At 56.5% G+C, this 13,530-nt stretch carries 20 protein-coding genes; 6 read left to right on the top strand and 14 right to left on the bottom strand.

Annotated elements, in window-relative coordinates; all coding sequences use genetic code 11:
- Positions 1-53: 53 nt before the first annotated feature.
- On the top strand, positions 54-524 hold the full coding sequence (locus ACUXV1_RS15570; protein ID WP_446015888.1) for a hypothetical protein: 471 nt from the start codon (positions 54-56) through the stop codon (positions 522-524).
- Here ACUXV1_RS15570 and ACUXV1_RS15565 read toward each other — a convergent pair.
- Complete coding sequence (locus tag ACUXV1_RS15565; RefSeq protein WP_446015890.1) at positions 514-888, bottom strand: Gp49 family protein; 375 nt, start codon at positions 886-888, stop codon at positions 514-516. The two genes, ACUXV1_RS15570 and ACUXV1_RS15565, sit on opposite strands and share 11 nt — an antisense overlap.
- A 354-nt stretch (positions 889-1,242) precedes the next feature.
- On the opposite strand from ACUXV1_RS15565, the gene ACUXV1_RS15560 reads away from it, so the two are divergent.
- Together ACUXV1_RS15560 and ACUXV1_RS15555 are read left to right on the top strand one after the other, a co-directional pair.
- Positions 1,243-1,485 carry a hypothetical protein gene (locus tag ACUXV1_RS15560; RefSeq protein WP_446015892.1) on the top strand — a complete coding sequence of 81 codons (243 nt, stop codon included), beginning with the start codon at positions 1,243-1,245 and terminating at the stop codon, positions 1,483-1,485.
- Between the two features lie 154 nt (positions 1,486-1,639).
- Complete coding sequence (locus tag ACUXV1_RS15555; protein ID WP_446015893.1) at positions 1,640-2,473, top strand: DUF2971 domain-containing protein; 834 nt, start codon at positions 1,640-1,642, stop codon at positions 2,471-2,473.
- Here ACUXV1_RS15555 and ACUXV1_RS15550 read toward each other — a convergent pair.
- Positions 2,460-2,714, bottom strand: a complete 255-nt coding sequence (locus ACUXV1_RS15550) for a hypothetical protein (RefSeq protein ID WP_446015894.1) — start codon at positions 2,712-2,714, stop codon at positions 2,460-2,462. The genes ACUXV1_RS15555 and ACUXV1_RS15550 overlap by 14 nt on opposite strands.
- Before the next feature lie 437 nt (positions 2,715-3,151).
- Here ACUXV1_RS15550 and ACUXV1_RS15545 point away from each other — a divergent pair, with 437 nt between their 5' ends.
- Positions 3,152-3,724, top strand: coding sequence for a hypothetical protein (locus tag ACUXV1_RS15545; protein ID WP_446015896.1), 573 nt, complete (start codon positions 3,152-3,154; stop codon positions 3,722-3,724).
- A gap of 150 nt (positions 3,725-3,874) precedes the next feature.
- On the opposite strand, the gene ACUXV1_RS15540 is transcribed toward ACUXV1_RS15545, so the two are convergent.
- The 8 genes from ACUXV1_RS15540 to ACUXV1_RS15505 all read right to left on the bottom strand — a co-directional run bounded on the left by ACUXV1_RS15540 (position 3,875) and on the right by ACUXV1_RS15505 (position 9,735).
- On the bottom strand, positions 3,875-4,375 hold the full coding sequence (locus ACUXV1_RS15540; RefSeq protein ID WP_446015898.1) for a hypothetical protein: 501 nt from the start codon (positions 4,373-4,375) through the stop codon (positions 3,875-3,877).
- Between the two features lie 11 nt (positions 4,376-4,386).
- Positions 4,387-4,842, bottom strand: a complete 456-nt coding sequence (locus tag ACUXV1_RS15535; protein ID WP_446015899.1) for a hypothetical protein — start codon at positions 4,840-4,842, stop codon at positions 4,387-4,389.
- Positions 4,839-6,335 carry a transposase-like zinc-binding domain-containing protein gene (locus ACUXV1_RS15530; RefSeq protein WP_446015901.1) on the bottom strand — a complete coding sequence of 499 codons (1,497 nt, stop codon included), beginning with the start codon at positions 6,333-6,335 and terminating at the stop codon, positions 4,839-4,841. Before ACUXV1_RS15530 ends, ACUXV1_RS15535 begins: the two co-directional genes overlap by 4 nt.
- A 365-nt stretch (positions 6,336-6,700) precedes the next feature.
- On the bottom strand, positions 6,701-7,081 hold the full coding sequence (locus tag ACUXV1_RS15525) for a nuclease domain-containing protein (protein WP_446015902.1): 381 nt from the start codon (positions 7,079-7,081) through the stop codon (positions 6,701-6,703).
- Positions 7,078-7,515 (bottom strand): recombination protein NinB, encoded by a 438-nt coding sequence (locus tag ACUXV1_RS15520; protein ID WP_446015903.1) that lies wholly within the window; start codon positions 7,513-7,515, stop codon positions 7,078-7,080. Before ACUXV1_RS15520 ends, ACUXV1_RS15525 begins: the two co-directional genes overlap by 4 nt.
- Positions 7,512-8,306 (bottom strand): replication protein P, encoded by a 795-nt coding sequence (locus tag ACUXV1_RS15515; RefSeq protein WP_446015905.1) that lies wholly within the window; start codon positions 8,304-8,306, stop codon positions 7,512-7,514. The genes ACUXV1_RS15520 and ACUXV1_RS15515 overlap by 4 nt, the downstream gene beginning before the upstream one ends.
- On the bottom strand, positions 8,303-9,112 hold the full coding sequence (locus tag ACUXV1_RS15510) for a hypothetical protein (RefSeq protein WP_446015907.1): 810 nt from the start codon (positions 9,110-9,112) through the stop codon (positions 8,303-8,305). Before ACUXV1_RS15510 ends, ACUXV1_RS15515 begins: the two co-directional genes overlap by 4 nt.
- Positions 9,109-9,735, bottom strand: coding sequence for an HNH endonuclease (locus ACUXV1_RS15505; RefSeq protein ID WP_446015909.1), 627 nt, complete (start codon positions 9,733-9,735; stop codon positions 9,109-9,111). Before ACUXV1_RS15505 ends, ACUXV1_RS15510 begins: the two co-directional genes overlap by 4 nt.
- Positions 9,736-9,739: 4 nt before the next feature.
- On the opposite strand from ACUXV1_RS15505, the gene ACUXV1_RS15500 reads away from it, so the two are divergent.
- On the top strand, positions 9,740-10,273 hold the full coding sequence (locus ACUXV1_RS15500) for a hypothetical protein (protein ID WP_446015910.1): 534 nt from the start codon (positions 9,740-9,742) through the stop codon (positions 10,271-10,273).
- A 5-nt stretch (positions 10,274-10,278) separates the two neighbouring features.
- On the opposite strand, the gene ACUXV1_RS15495 is transcribed toward ACUXV1_RS15500, so the two are convergent.
- Positions 10,279-10,797, bottom strand: coding sequence for a DNA N-6-adenine-methyltransferase (locus tag ACUXV1_RS15495; RefSeq protein WP_446015912.1), 519 nt, complete (start codon positions 10,795-10,797; stop codon positions 10,279-10,281).
- Positions 10,794-11,075: a phage regulatory CII family protein gene (locus tag ACUXV1_RS15490; protein WP_446015914.1), complete on the bottom strand. Its 282-nt coding sequence runs from the start codon at positions 11,073-11,075 to the stop codon at positions 10,794-10,796. The genes ACUXV1_RS15495 and ACUXV1_RS15490 overlap by 4 nt, the downstream gene beginning before the upstream one ends.
- Before the next feature lie 274 nt (positions 11,076-11,349).
- On the opposite strand from ACUXV1_RS15490, the gene ACUXV1_RS15485 reads away from it, so the two are divergent.
- Entirely contained in the window at positions 11,350-11,721 is a 372-nt protein-coding gene (locus ACUXV1_RS15485) for a hypothetical protein (RefSeq protein ID WP_446015916.1), read from the top strand.
- A 398-nt stretch (positions 11,722-12,119) separates the two neighbouring features.
- On the opposite strand, the gene ACUXV1_RS15480 is transcribed toward ACUXV1_RS15485, so the two are convergent.
- Positions 12,120-12,878: an autoinducer binding domain-containing protein gene (locus ACUXV1_RS15480; protein ID WP_446015918.1), complete on the bottom strand. Its 759-nt coding sequence runs from the start codon at positions 12,876-12,878 to the stop codon at positions 12,120-12,122.
- Between the two features lie 207 nt (positions 12,879-13,085).
- A complete protein-coding gene (locus ACUXV1_RS15475; RefSeq protein ID WP_446016832.1) occupies positions 13,086-13,403 on the bottom strand; it encodes a hypothetical protein in 318 nt (105 codons plus the stop codon).
- Between the last annotated feature and the right edge of the window lie 127 nt (positions 13,404-13,530).

Raw genomic sequence — 13,530 nt, 5'->3', positions numbered from 1 at the left:
GCCTTATGCTGGCGCTGGCTGTGCGGCCAGCTGATTGAGTACTAGGAGACGGAGTGGACGACAATCTGGAGAAATTCAACTACTGCGCTGGCGTTGTTCTAGCCAAGCTTTTCGAGTCGTTCCCGATACGGCTTACCTTGCGCGATTACCAACTTTGTGGACTTGTAGAACATGAACCGCATCGCGAGTCGGGCCGGTTCAATGGTTCCTATGTGGCGCCAGATGGCTCTCTATCCACCCCAGATCAGTCCGAGATGAAGCTTTATCAGGATACGATTAAGTGGCTTGCCGAATTCGGGTTCATCACGGGCAATGTTCAGCCCTGGGGTATTGAACGTGCGACGCTTACTCCCCAGGGGTTGCACATGCTTACAACAGAGCATAAAGATGGCAATGTGGGTGACAAGCCAGAGAACTATGGGCGGTCCTTCCTCCGCGCCTTTTTGAGCGAAACCAAAACTCAGCTTGCCGATTTTGCCGGCCAGGCCTTGGCCTCATATACGAAAGAAATGATTAGGCAGTAGCGGAGAGGGAGCCATCCACTAGCCTTTCCTTAAGCGCATAGCCCAGTAGCGGCCACACCTTGCTGACCGCATTCTGGCGGGCGATCTTGCGGCCCAGCTCGGCGTCGAAGTTCTCCGGGCTGGCGCAAGCGCTTTCACCAGTGACGGTGAAGCCGTTGCGCAGGACTAGAACGCAGAACGTTAGAAGCGGGAGCGCCCCACACGGGTTCGCAACGAATCCCTCCTCGCGCCTCACATGCATCACGCCATCAGCTGCCGTGAAGTAATGCTCGCCTCTTATCGCCGCCTCTACATCCGCCGGCGTCACGCGCGGCGCGGTCAAGCCTTTGGCCTGGATCTCGTATTCAATAGCCGAATCAGTCATTGAGCTTCTTCCTTTTGCGTGTCCGTTAATACCACTTGGCCGTTTTGATGCGTTTTTGCCGGGGAAATACCCTGCCCTGTTAATACCAGTTGCGATTTCAGCCCTCGCATGGGGTTAAATCCACATCGCGGCGATGGCGCCCTGCTACAATCCACCCAATTGACATGAATGGAGGCAGACATGCCACTCCGTATGATTTACATCGTTGCTCTACTGGTGGGGTTGCCGATTGTGGCCGGCATACTGTTGACCAATGCTGTGGCAGACGTTTCCAGCTGGAAATGCGCTGAGCAGGGCTACCAGATGCAGGATGGGAAGTGCCCCTCACCTGAAGCACGCGGCAGGTAGCCGGTCATGCCGATCATCCAGATTGATTTCCTGACGCCGATCAAGCACGCACTTGCTCCGCTGTATGGACTTATTGCAGTACTCATACTTGCCTGCGGCGTAACGGTGCTGGCCGCTGTTGCCACCAATATCTATCTGACGTTCTACACCGATATGCCCCAACGCAAGCGCAAGCAGTATTGTCGAATGACCGGGCAGATCGCAGGGACTCTTGCCATCCTGTTCGGAGCACTAACCCTAATGCTCTGACGTCGACTCAGGAATGCTTGTAGCTCAGAGCTGATCCATTGCGTGTTTTGACTCCGCGTTGGGGCATGCTTTCTGTTCATCTAGCCGTAGTCAGGCAACTAGCTACTGACCAAGCTGCGGCACAATCCCTTCGTCAATTAACTAATACGAACATATGCCACTTCTCTACCACTACACAAGCATTGACTCGGTAATACCTATTTTGCAAAGCCGGTCCATCTTTGCAACAGATATACATTTTTTGAATGACAAAAAAGAACTCCAAGCAGGCCTACACTCTATTTTTGAGTACGTGAACAACGTGGAAATGCCTAAAAAATTCACGCAAGAAGTATGTGAAGCAATAAGGGGCCAACTACGCACTATTGCCGAAACCATTAAGAAAAATCTTGAACTCCGTGACTTGTTCATTACTTCATTCACAGACAAGTCTGATAGCTTAAGGCAATGGATGTCATACACAAAACCAAACTGCGGCTATGCCATTGGCTTTGATGGTGCGGCTTTAATAGATATGAAAGCCTCTGGATTAAATTTAAAAGAACATTATGTTTCGCGGCTTGAAGAAGTTGCTTACACCGCTACCCACACAGACATACTCCATCATCTTAACCCGGAAAAAGTAAGAAGCATCGCGCTTCTTTCAGAAAGCGATAGAAATGTCAAAGCTCTTGAGCTTATCAGTGACTTGATGTTCGCTGCTTGCTCTACAAAACCTCCGGAGTTCTCCGACGAAAGTGAAACCCGCTTAATACTCCAGCTTGGTAAACATAGTTGCCACTCCAATGATACCGAGTTCCGTAATTGGGGTGGCGTCGCCGCCCCCTATATTAAATATTGCTTCCCCAAAGAGGCAATCAAGTCAATAACCATTGGCCCAACCTCCAACATGGATCTTGCCAAAATTGGACTTCGGCGCCTTCTAGATAGGCACGAAATGAGAGACTGCGAAATCGTAGAGTCCGCCTGCTCTCTTAGGCTGTTGTAGCCACCTGGACATCCATACACTCCACAGCAATGGTCGTCGCCCTCCCTAGAAGCGCGGCCATGTCTTCCTCGCTGACCGGCTGCGGGTACTCTTCGACCAGGGCGTTGATCCGCGCCTCAGCGGTCGCGCTGTCGAACTGAACGCGGGCGGTGATGGCGCCGGCGTGGATGGGCTCGAAGCTGGGCGACTCGAATACCACATTGCCATCTTCGTCGCTGATGGTGAGTGTCTTGGCTTGCATCCTTATCTCCGTACCAGTTTGATGAGTGCGCGGCGGGTGAACGTGGCGTGCTGCCGGTTGCGGTGGAACCGTACCGTGATTTCGTCAGCGTCTCGGTAGATGACTCGGCAGCGCGTGCCGGTGATCAGCTCCAGCTCGGCGCCGCGGCCCCAGGGCGCAGACTCGTAAACGATAGTTGTGTGGTGTAGCCGCATGCGGGCCTCGGAAATGAAAAAGCCCCGCATGGCGCGGGGCGTGGTTGATTGTGCCGGTTTTGCGGGTAACTCACGGCGGGAGGGCCGGCGTCCGAGTTGCCAGGTTTAGCCGCTACTGGGGGTTAAGGTGTCGGCGGCGATGGCCTGGCATGTCCATGCCAGAAGGATGCATTGGCATTGTGATAAAATACTTAAGTAAAGCGCATTAGTGCGCCAGCGTTAGGTTGGTAACTCAGATAAAATATGAAGAAACTAATCGTAGCAGGCCTTTTATCATTATCACCATGCTGTGCTACCGCAGCTTTGCTGGAGCAAGCCGACATTCTGGCGACGCCAATTCTGTACACAGACAATGGCACCCCAACTGGCTGCGGGGTCAGTTTCATAGCCCTACAGAAAGCCCAGGGCCGGAAGGATCTGGTTGGCCTATCCCTTAGTTGGTATGGCGGACCGTCCGTATCGGGCAAGTTTATCTACTCGGAGTCACTCCCCTCGACACCAAAAGTAAATTTTCTTCCGCTAAGATCAGCATGGTTTCGTGTCACAGGAAGTAGCACTCCCACCCAGTTGGCAAAGCTGGCCCAAGACGACGGATCGTTACTCGTTGGGTACGACTTTGCTCACGCATCGCGCATCACTCTTGAAGCCGTCCAGGGCGCCACGATTCAAATCGGCTATACACTGCTGGGCGATGAAACCGAAAAAATCATGTACGGGAAAGCCACAATGCAAGCTAGCGACTTCGTGCAATACACAGAGTGTATGAATGAATTCATTGCCAAAACCCGCAACCGCCTTCCTCATTCCAAAAAATAAAGACCGGCGGCGAAACGTGGGGCCTTATCAGCTGTCAGAATCTCCTTGCACATTTCTTAAGACGCAAAAAGGCCGCCTTTCGGCAGCCTTTTACTCGCCCTTGGGCGGTGACAATTTGTACTCTAAGTATACTGTATAACTTTGCGGCGTTCAAGCGTTTTTTTGCTGCCTCATGCGGTTCCAAATCATCTGAACCAGTTTTGCTACACGATTCTCGTATTCAGCCACTTGAATCCCCATCTGCCGACACAGCACTTTCGGGTTGCTGGGCTGCCACTCGCCGGCGCGATTACGGAAACCGCGGAAGTGAGCAAGCAGGATGGTCACGTCTCGCTCGGGCATGCCAGCCTCTACGCGCCTCCCGACTACGCGGCCATGCGTAATGGCCCTCTCCACTCGCAGCGCCAGCTGTATGTCGGTCTGCAGTCCAGGGCCCTTCAGGTATTTGCACACATCGCACGGGTTGGGCAGTTCGAAGCAATGCTCACAGCGGTTCGAGCGGTAGTTCTTGCCCTCGATGCCGGAGCGCCGATTCGCCTGGCTGTCGCTGCGTTGCCAGCGTCCCCAGTTTTCCATAGCCTCATGCGCCTCCAGTGGCAAGTCCAGCATGCGCATTGCGCGGATAAGACCGATATCGACTACTGAGCTCATTCCATACCCTTTCACATTCCAAACCGACCGATCAACGCGGCCTCGGCGCGGCCGTCGTCTTTCACCCTGGCGAACAGGCTGGCCTGTGTCGGGAACAGCTCCGCGGCGCGCGCCCGGCTGCCGTCCTTGCCATCCTTGCGCCCTGCCCGCTTCTGCCATTGCTGCGGCGTGACAAACGACACCGGCAGGCCCAGGCCCGCGCAGACGCCCTCCACTATGCCGGCGCTCTTGCCGAAGTTGAACATGCTGGACACGCCCTGGCCGGGCATGGCGCCGACTTTCTCGATCACCACATGCGCGCCGGGGTGTTGCCGTAACAGGCTAGCCAGCAGTGCCGGCGACACGCTTCGCTTTGTGGCCTTGCCACTCTTCAGCTCAACGACAGGCATGTCGTAGACGGTCAGCAGTTGCTCGCCATCAAGCACAGCGATGGCGCCGTTGATTCCGGGATCTATTCCTAGCCTCACGCTGCCGCCCTCCACTTTCCGTTTACGATGTGGACTAGCGACCGCTTGCCGCTCGCGTACTGGACGCAATGCGTGTGGCGCCAGCCGGACAGGCCGGTGTTGTAGCCCATGGCCATCTGCGAGGATGTGCCGACCTGGTAGACGCCGTCCGCGATCCCTGGGGTGTGGCTGTGGCCAATCACCAACTTCGCGCCCGCCTTGGTCATCCCGTGCAGGCTGCCGCGCGCGCCGTTGATGCCCTTGTCACCGTGCTGGCCGTACTCCACGCCGTCAACGATGAACGACTCGTCGCGACGCAGGAACCGGATGTTGCTCGCGCCCGGCAGCAATTTGCGCACCCAATACTCCAGCGGGTCCAGCTCGCTGCCGGCGGCCAGCGCGCGGAGCATTTCGAGCTTGGTCTCGTGGTAGACGATGGCGTTCTGCACGTCCTGGCCGTTCTTGTGATCCTCTATCCAGCGGTAGATGTGTTCGTTGTGATTACTGCCGGCCAGCACCACCTCGGCACCGGTGGCTGCGATGCGGCCCAGCAGGTCGGCCGTGGCGCACAGCTCTCCGTAGACGTCATCGTTGCCGGCCCGGCGCAGCTTGAACCGCTCGAAATAGTCGTTGTGGTGGCTGGCACTCTGGAAATCCAGCACGTCATGCAGCACGATGGTTTCCGGCTGCAGGGTGTTGACCATGCTGTCGGCGGCGAACACGGTAGCCTCCAGCACCTCCGGATCGTGGCGGACGCCGTGCAGGTCGCCCAGGGCCAACACGCGGGCGCGGTGGCTGGCCCGCTTGGCATTGCTGGCGCTGTATTTCTTGTCGATGTCGCAGAAAGAGCCGTCCTTGCCGGCGTTCAGGTGGCGGAAATGGGTGGACTGGCCGTCCCACTCCACCACAACAGCGCCCTGAACCTGGTGGAACTCGCCTTTCTTGCCCGCCTTGCTCTTGCTGTAGACCGGCTCAGTGACAGCACCCGTGGTCATCACCAGCTTGGCGGCGCGGCCTATGGCGACAGGCACGCTCTCCAGCGCGATCTTGGGATGCGCGAAAATGCCATGGCTGTCGCCGCTCATTGTGTGCAGGCCGGACAGCGGGCGCACCGCGGTCGGCTGGGTTGGCACGTCGGCCAGCAGCAGGACGCCCGGGCACAACTCCAGTCGGTCGGCGCTCATGTACCGCGCCAGCTCCGGCGCGAACCACTCATGCGGCTTTTCGAGGTTACTGGTCGGGTTGCGGTACGCCACCGGCACGACGATCAGGCGCGCGCCGTTCTCACGGCAGTATTGCTGCAGGCTCTTGAGGAAAGCGGCATGAACTGGCGAGCCCGACACGGCGCATGTGACGACGAACTTGTTGCCGTCGGCCGGCTTAGCCACGGTTGCCGCCTGGGCGGCGCGGGCGCGGAACGTCCGACCGCAGGCCTTGCACATGTAGCGCTGCGCCGCGGCGGAGTGGACGCCGTGCGGGCCGGCGTCGTTGCAATTTGGGCAATTAAGCTGCATTCAGTTCCCTTTCGTTCATCAGCCTTGCTGCTTCTGCTTTCGCCTCGTCTGAGGTCTTGAATTGGCCCAGGTACTGCGGCCAGTACCAAAGCTCGTAGCGCGGAGGAGTGGCTAGTGCGTAGCGGAAAATCCGCCAGTCTCCGTATGCCAGGCATTCACCCTGCTGGGCCCATTTCATCGTGCGTTTTTGCCCGATAATTTGCGGAGAAGGTGGCGCTCAAATGGCGTGACCCTGAGCATGGGCTCCCCATTTAGCGCCCGGTCGTGCATCACGATTTGTCTGCACGCGTTAAAGATCTCTCCGCGCGAACGCCTCACAAAGAAAAAAGCCCTTTGGGCGAACGCCACCAACTTCAGAATATTTTTCATGCAGCGCCCTTTATCGTGATCAGCCCCTTGGCCAGCAGCCGGCGCCAAGTGCGCACCATCCCGCGGCGCATGTAGAAGTCCTTCTCGCCCGGCTGCCAGTTGTGCGGTGCTCGGCCGTCGATGGCGTCATGGCAAGAGCTGCAACCGTATGCGGCGCTCAGGTCATCAGCCTTGCGCGCCATGCCGTGGCTTTCGTCCGGCAAGTGGCACAGGACCGTGGTGTCGGTGCGTCCATTGCAGACTCCGGCTATCTGCAGGGCGCACTCCTCTCCTGAGGCGCTATTGCGTATGGCTTGGCTGGCGATGCGCCCGGCCTCGCGACGGCCAGCACCGGGCGTGGAGCCTGGCCGCGGAACGATCTTGCTGAGCGCCCTCATGCCGCCTTCCTCCCATGCGATGCGCCCAAGCCAAACCTGACGCCCTTCTCAGCACCAAACGCATGGATCAGCTCAAGCAACTCACCCATCTCCCGGATGCTCATGTCGCTGGTTCGCTGCCCCAGGATCACGAAGCCCGTGCCGTCCAAATTCGGCACCACCTTCGTCTTGCGCAGGCCGGCGGAGAACACGTCTTTCCACTCATCAGGTGAAAGTTTGATGCCATGCCAATCTTCCTGCTCGCTGATGTCAGTCAGCGCAGCCCACATCGCTGCGTTTTGGTTCAGGTTGCGCAGGCTGGCGGTCTGGATCGTCACTTTCAGGCCTTTGCCGTCGGCAGCCTCTTCGAACATCCGGCAAGCCAGTTCCCAGGCGCGCGCCATCTTGGGCCGCAGGTCTGTGCCGGCGACGATGGTCAGGGTCTCGCGGCTCATGCGGCGTCCTTCAGCATTTCGCATGCGTCGTTGGCAGACTCGAAACCGGCCGGCAGGAACTCCGCAATATTCGTCGGAACCGGGCGCCCCACATTCCGAAACGCCTCCGCAGCGATGCGCTTCGCGGCGAAAGACATAGTCTTGTGATGCTCAGAGATGTACTCGGCCCAATCCATGCGCAACTGGTTGCCTCGCGGGATGGCCTTGACCTTGCCGCCCATCGCGCTGAGTCTGGCAGCAGCGTCCTCTTTTGACATCCGCGGCGCCGGGAGCGCGGCAGCCGGCTCAATATCGGGGATCGGATCGTGCTTATTTGCGTAGCTGTCCAGCATCGCCTTCCAGCGGCCAGCTTGATAGCGGTACTCGGTTGTCAGCAGGTCATTTCCCATGGCTGCAGCAGCCCAAAACAAAGGCGCACTTGGCCAGTTGCACGACTGATGGCTGCGGCGCTTGGTCATCTCAGTCACGGCGCGGTAAAACAGCACCTCAGCCTCCACGCCGATATCCGGCCGGCACAGCGACAGAAATTGCGGCAGCGACGGTGGGCGCTCGAACTTGCGCACACACGCCTTGATGGCTGCTTGCAGGTCAGCCGGCTTGATGCCCTCCTCCTCGAATGCTTCTGCCCAGGCCTCTTTCCAGTTGGCGATGCTGTCCGGGTTCTTGAAGTTGGCACGCCAGATGTTCGGATATGCGCCATCCATGCGGTTAAACAGATGGTCCATCAAGCCAATACCCAGCTTCGGATGGGGGGAAAACCAGGGGTTTCCGGGCAAAGCGGGGGCGGTCATGGGTTCACCTCAATTTCGTTCGGCTGGTAGGGGTTCAGGCTGTCACGTGGCGCGATGCGATTGCGATTCACGTAGGCGACAGGGTCGAATTGCTGGGGAGCGGCAGTCGGCGCGCTGGCGCGCAGCCACTCGGCCTTAAACCCTTGCCACCCGCGCTCGGCGGAAACTTGAATCGCCTGGGCCAGCGACAGGCCGGCGGCTGTGGCTTCTCGCTCGATGCCGGCAAGGGCGGTAGCAGTCAGTGGGGCGCGCTTGGCTTTGCGGATAGCAAGAAAGTCAGCAGCATGTTGTGCGTCGACACCTCTCGCCTTCAATTCTTTGGCGGTGATGGCCTTGGATTTGGCGTCGCTGGCGTCCGCCGGCGGCGTATTGGTTTTTCTACTATCTGTGTAAGTATCTGGTAATACATCTGGTATAGGTTCGCCCATCTGGGCATTTCGTTTTGCCCTTTTGGGCGATTCCATTTGCCCATTTGGGCAGATGAGATGCCCGTTCAGGAAAATGGATTCGTCCACGAAGGCATACCACAAAGTCCGGTCGTATCCCTGGTCGTTGTAGTTGCCCTTCATGATCACGCCGTGGCGGACTAGGCTGTCTAAAACGCGGCGAATTTGCTTCTCGGACAGGTACGGGAACAGCTCGCCAAAGGCCTTGATGCTGTTGTATGTCCAAGTCCGTCCGTCGTAGAGGTGGCGCGCGTTTGCCTTGTTCTTGGCGATCCAGAACGCCATATTGTTTATGAACACGGCCTCCTCTACGCCATACAGGGCGGCATGAGAAATATCGAACGAGTGAACCACGCTCATTTGACCGCCCCCAGCCTTGCACCTTTTGCCGAGTTGCACGGCCGGCACAAGAACTGCAAGTTGGCCAAATCGTCAGACCCGCCCTTCGAAAGTGGCTTGATGTGGTCAATGGTCAAGTCTTGGGTAGACCGGCAATCTGGATGGGCACAGATGTACGGCAGACCAGAGTCAATCATGGCCAGGACAAGCTCATCCCGCCTAGAATCGAATACAGAGCGCCGACGACGGGTCGCATCCTGTTTTGCAGCCCGCGTAGCCTCCGCCTCCTGCTCCGTTCTTGTAGCTGCATCTGCCAGAGCAAGAAACTCGTGGTAACTAAGGCAGGAATATTTCGACAATGGCCCCACGCCACCGTACGCAGCCATCTCCAAATACTTGTTGCCAGAACAGCTGAACGCCAAGTCTATTGCTTGCAAAAGCTCTTCTGGTGTCATGCCCTTCACGCCGGCAGACAGAATCACTCCGTAATTCGGCGAGTAAGAAACAAATTCGTTGATTTCAACCATAATTCCCATATAATTCCCTTTGTATTCAGAACCCACCCGAGGCCCGGCCAGGCCGTTGACGGTGGGTTTTGTTTTTTGTCCTGCCTGTTGGCAGGCCCACAACAACCAAAAGAACAATCAGATGCCAAACAAGTCGTGCATCAAGATCAACTTCGATCAAGCAGATATTCACCTGCCCTACCGCGCTGAAAAATACGCCGAGGGAGAGACCTTCCCTTACGTTTCGCTGCTCGAACATCCCGACTTGATCGACTCCATTCCTGAGCTGACAAACGAACCCGTCCTCAAGGATTTCATTGGATTCATCAACCGCCCTGACGGTATGTTTGAGACCTTTCGCGTTATCCACTGGGAAAACCAGCATGGCGACCAATCGCTGAAACATGCGCTCATTGGCCTTCACTTTCGCGACCGATCTCTTTTTGGCAATCCTCAAAATCTTTTCCTGCTGGCTCACGCATTTGCAGAGGCGGCAACTCGTGAAGATTTGGACCATATCCCAACCGTTGAGCTTGATATTCAACGCGCCACGATGAAGGCAGATGGCTGCCAGGGATGGGTTGCAGACTTTCTGATAAGCGGCCTATTGCATGAGTGGGACGAGCCTCAAGGACGGACGGCCGACGTGCTTGCGTTGCTTCGGTCCATCCTCTAATTGAATCAGTCATCACCAGTCCTGATCTCATGCGCCCGGCCACCCGCGCCCGGTACCTTGTAAGCGCTCAGCTTGCACTGCCCGTTCTCGCCCGGCTTGTAGACCACCAGCACGGCCGGGAACGGCGCCTTAGCCTTCGCCCCATCGAACCGCAGCCGCTTGTCTAGCGCGCGGATCTCCGCGGCCTTGAGCGCGTGGCGGTGGAACCAGCGGGTGTCCGTCCGCGCCGGCACCAAGCAGACCACTAAGGCGCCGTCGATGCTTGAGCGGTAGGCCTTGGCCATCCACAACTTGATGCTGTGACCGAACGGCGGATTCATCCAGACGACGTCCTGGCTCCAGTCTTGGGCGAGCCCATCCTGCTCCCGCGTGAAAAACCGCTCGCACTTGGCGTTCTCCGCCGTAGCGCAAACATCCAGCGTGAACCCGAACTCCGCGTGTAGCTGGTCGAACAGCGCCTGCGGCGTCGGCCACTCGTCCGTTTTACTGCTGAAGTGCACCGGCTCGCTCATGTCCGCAATCAAGCGGCCTCCGCGATCTTGGCAACCTGGCTCAGATGCTTGTTGCACTCGGCATTGATGAAACGCAGGACGCGGCAATCGCCGGTGATCTTGATCAGCCGGATAAGCTCTTGCGGTGTGAAATGCTGCGGATGAGGGGAGGCTTTGTCTCGATTTACCTTGCGGCGGAACGAGTTGTAGTTGATCCCCATGTCTTCCGACAGCTGGCGCATATTTCGGCCAGTACGGGCCAGGTATTCATCCACGGTGGCGAAAATCGCCACGTCGATCTCTGCGAACATGTGTCTGCCTTACAGAAACTCGAAAAATGATCATTCTCAATGTGTTAGCGCTTTGCCATACTGACCACATCAGAAGAACAGAACCGCTTTGACGCTCCACACAGCTGCCAGGCCAGGGAGAGAAAAGCGAATGATCTTGGACAATCCGCCAGCAGTGGTTAGGCGTAATCACAGGTTAGCTTATCCCATGTATAACCATATCTCAAGCATTTCCTCTCGATTAGTTAGTACATGCCCCATTTACCCCACAGATAACTACAACTACCATTCGGGGATGGGTATAGATGTCTTCGAAATTCGCCGTGTGAATCTGATATCGCTTGTAGATGGCAAGCGTGGAGAGACTGCGCGCGTGGCTCGCCTTATTGAAGTCGAGCCCAACTACCTCAGCCAACTTAAAAAAGGTGGCGAGAGGAAACGCATGGGCGACATCACTGCCCGTAAGATTGAGACTGCTCTAGGACTCGAGTATGGCTGGATGGACAGGAGCCACGATATTGAGTACTCCGTGGCGCCAGAGCAGGCCGTGATTACTGCTCAAAGTGAAGAAGAACTCGTAAAGCTCTTGCGCGAAAAAGGCGAGGCCTACGCGTTTGAACTGCTCCGCAAGGCATTCATGGAGCAGGAAAACAAAAAGGGCGACTGATGTCGCCCCACTCTACCCCTTAGGCCGCAAACCTCGCCTGGGTCACATCTAGACTCTCCACATCCCCAACCCGGACAAACTCCAAAGTGCCGTCTTTGTAACGCCTAAGCGCCACTTCAGCGACGACCGGGCCGCGCTCGTCAAATCCAGTTCTGTGATGATGGCAGCTTGCTGCATGAGCACAAGTGGCGCCAGGGTCATGGGGCATTTCGTTATTGCGGCATTGCATTAATTACTCCGTTTCTTCTTCGAGCGTAAGGGTGTCGTTTGTCACTATGTTGTTGTGTTGTGACGATATTTTCCCATTTGACGGAGTTCAGTGTCACTTCCCTATGGGAAGTAGAACTAGTACTAAGTGTTTTTACGTAATTTTAAATATAAAGTTTAAAATGTATGTTTTATTCGCATGCGCCGATCTTGAACATCAATTGCTCTATAGTATTGGCAGCATAACGGTCCATTAGCTGTTTTAAGTGGTAGTCAACGCCTTTTCTCGTCATGCCTAATGCTAATGCGATCTCGTCTTTTTTTAAGCCATTGTGACAAAATAGCTCTATAAGTGTTTGCTGAATTACTTCCATTTGGGAAGTTTTCCTGTTTGAAGCAAAAACTCTATAGGCAACGTCCACCAGATCCGGCATCAGCACTTCCAGCAAATCGCGAGTTTCCCGGTCGTCCTCTATCTCTTTCCCTATCATCGACAGAATCACGCGGCAGTCCTGCCACTCTCCAATGAAGGAGAGGCCGTGCTGCATCTGGTGTTCGATGATGGCCCGTGCGAAATGCTGTTCGAGTTTTGTCCGCGGTTCCAGCGTCGTCAGCATCGGAGACCAAGGAAACACGGCGCCGGCCGGGCCGGAGGCGACAGGGTCAACTCGATGGAACTGGTTCGCCGAGTACATAGAGATCCAGGCTTGGGGCCAGCCAAGGTTTATGTTCAGCGCTTTATCGAACCCTTGGTTGCCAAAGAAAGCCACCATGATCAGCGGCGCGCCGCCAGTAGCTGTCTGAACAAAGGCAAGAGCTGCTTCAAGATCGTGAGCAGTCCGAACCTTGATTAGCATCCTTCTGAGCACCGCAACGTCGTGCACCACGGCACCTGTCCGCTGCCTGAAGAGCTCCACGGCCTCCGGCAGGTTTGAAAGTGTTATCTGCATTAAGACCTCCTCAATTCCAAGGTAGATCATTCGGTGGGGCAATTAAACCTTGGTGCGTTGCATTCCCTTGATGAGCGAAAGCGAGAGGGCCGGGAGGAGGAATTGGCGGAAAAAAAGCCCGCTTGCGCGGGCTCCTTGGCCGGTTGGGATTTATCCGGGGAGATTTTGCTCCGGCCTGATCTAAGTCTAGAGGCTGGGCGGCTGAGATCAAGAGTTTTTTACTATGAAGTAAACAGCCGCCACCAGGGCAGACCCAAAGCCGCAAACGAACGTCACCAGCTTCCATGTCTGAGCGTTGATCTCCTTGTGCAGCTCGGCACGTATTGAGACCGCTTCTCCGATTAAGTCGGCCTTGGTTGCCATGCTCTGCTCGATAACTGCCAAGCGCGTCTCAACCCCCGTGAGGCGGTCACGGGTGGTTTCTGCGATGGTTTCGAGCTTCGATACACGGGCTTCCATATCTCCATTATGAGGCGGTCCGCCACTTTCTTCAACGTAACTGCCCTGGTGCCACTTGCGGCGCACGCGCTCCGCCCTTATACGTTCACCTCGTCCATTCATTAACCCATTTTCGGGCACAGGTGCGACGTGATGGCAGCTTGCTACGACGTGATGCCAGAGTTGCTGGCAATAAAAAACCCGCCGAAGCGGG

This window comes from Chromobacterium sp. W521 (genome assembly GCF_052805975.1).
The sequence above is the reverse complement of the archived record's forward strand: the minus strand, read 5'-3'. Positions and strand labels throughout refer to the sequence as shown.

What these genes read in the sequence shown, in the direction of transcription:
- ACUXV1_RS15565 (WP_446015890.1), bottom strand. Translation starts at nt 888, where the DNA reads ATGACTGATTCGGCTATTGAATACGAGATCCAGGCCAAAGGCTTGACC.
- ACUXV1_RS15560 (WP_446015892.1), top strand. Translation starts at nt 1,243, where the DNA reads ATGCCGATCATCCAGATTGATTTCCTGACGCCGATCAAGCACGCACTT.
- ACUXV1_RS15555 (WP_446015893.1), top strand. Translation starts at nt 1,640, where the DNA reads ATGCCACTTCTCTACCACTACACAAGCATTGACTCGGTAATACCTATT.
- ACUXV1_RS15550 (WP_446015894.1), bottom strand. Translation starts at nt 2,714, where the DNA reads ATGCAAGCCAAGACACTCACCATCAGCGACGAAGATGGCAATGTGGTA.
- ACUXV1_RS15545 (WP_446015896.1), top strand. Translation starts at nt 3,152, where the DNA reads ATGAAGAAACTAATCGTAGCAGGCCTTTTATCATTATCACCATGCTGT.
- ACUXV1_RS15540 (WP_446015898.1), bottom strand. Translation starts at nt 4,375, where the DNA reads ATGAGCTCAGTAGTCGATATCGGTCTTATCCGCGCAATGCGCATGCTG.
- ACUXV1_RS15530 (WP_446015901.1), bottom strand. Translation starts at nt 6,335, where the DNA reads ATGCAGCTTAATTGCCCAAATTGCAACGACGCCGGCCCGCACGGCGTC.
- ACUXV1_RS15525 (WP_446015902.1), bottom strand. Translation starts at nt 7,081, where the DNA reads ATGAGGGCGCTCAGCAAGATCGTTCCGCGGCCAGGCTCCACGCCCGGT.
- ACUXV1_RS15520 (WP_446015903.1), bottom strand. Translation starts at nt 7,515, where the DNA reads ATGAGCCGCGAGACCCTGACCATCGTCGCCGGCACAGACCTGCGGCCC.
- ACUXV1_RS15515 (WP_446015905.1), bottom strand. Translation starts at nt 8,306, where the DNA reads ATGACCGCCCCCGCTTTGCCCGGAAACCCCTGGTTTTCCCCCCATCCG.
- ACUXV1_RS15510 (WP_446015907.1), bottom strand. Translation starts at nt 9,112, where the DNA reads ATGAGCGTGGTTCACTCGTTCGATATTTCTCATGCCGCCCTGTATGGC.
- ACUXV1_RS15500 (WP_446015910.1), top strand. Translation starts at nt 9,740, where the DNA reads ATGCCAAACAAGTCGTGCATCAAGATCAACTTCGATCAAGCAGATATT.
- ACUXV1_RS15490 (WP_446015914.1), bottom strand. Translation starts at nt 11,075, where the DNA reads ATGTTCGCAGAGATCGACGTGGCGATTTTCGCCACCGTGGATGAATAC.
- ACUXV1_RS15485 (WP_446015916.1), top strand. Translation starts at nt 11,350, where the DNA reads ATGGGTATAGATGTCTTCGAAATTCGCCGTGTGAATCTGATATCGCTT.
- ACUXV1_RS15480 (WP_446015918.1), bottom strand. Translation starts at nt 12,878, where the DNA reads ATGCAGATAACACTTTCAAACCTGCCGGAGGCCGTGGAGCTCTTCAGG.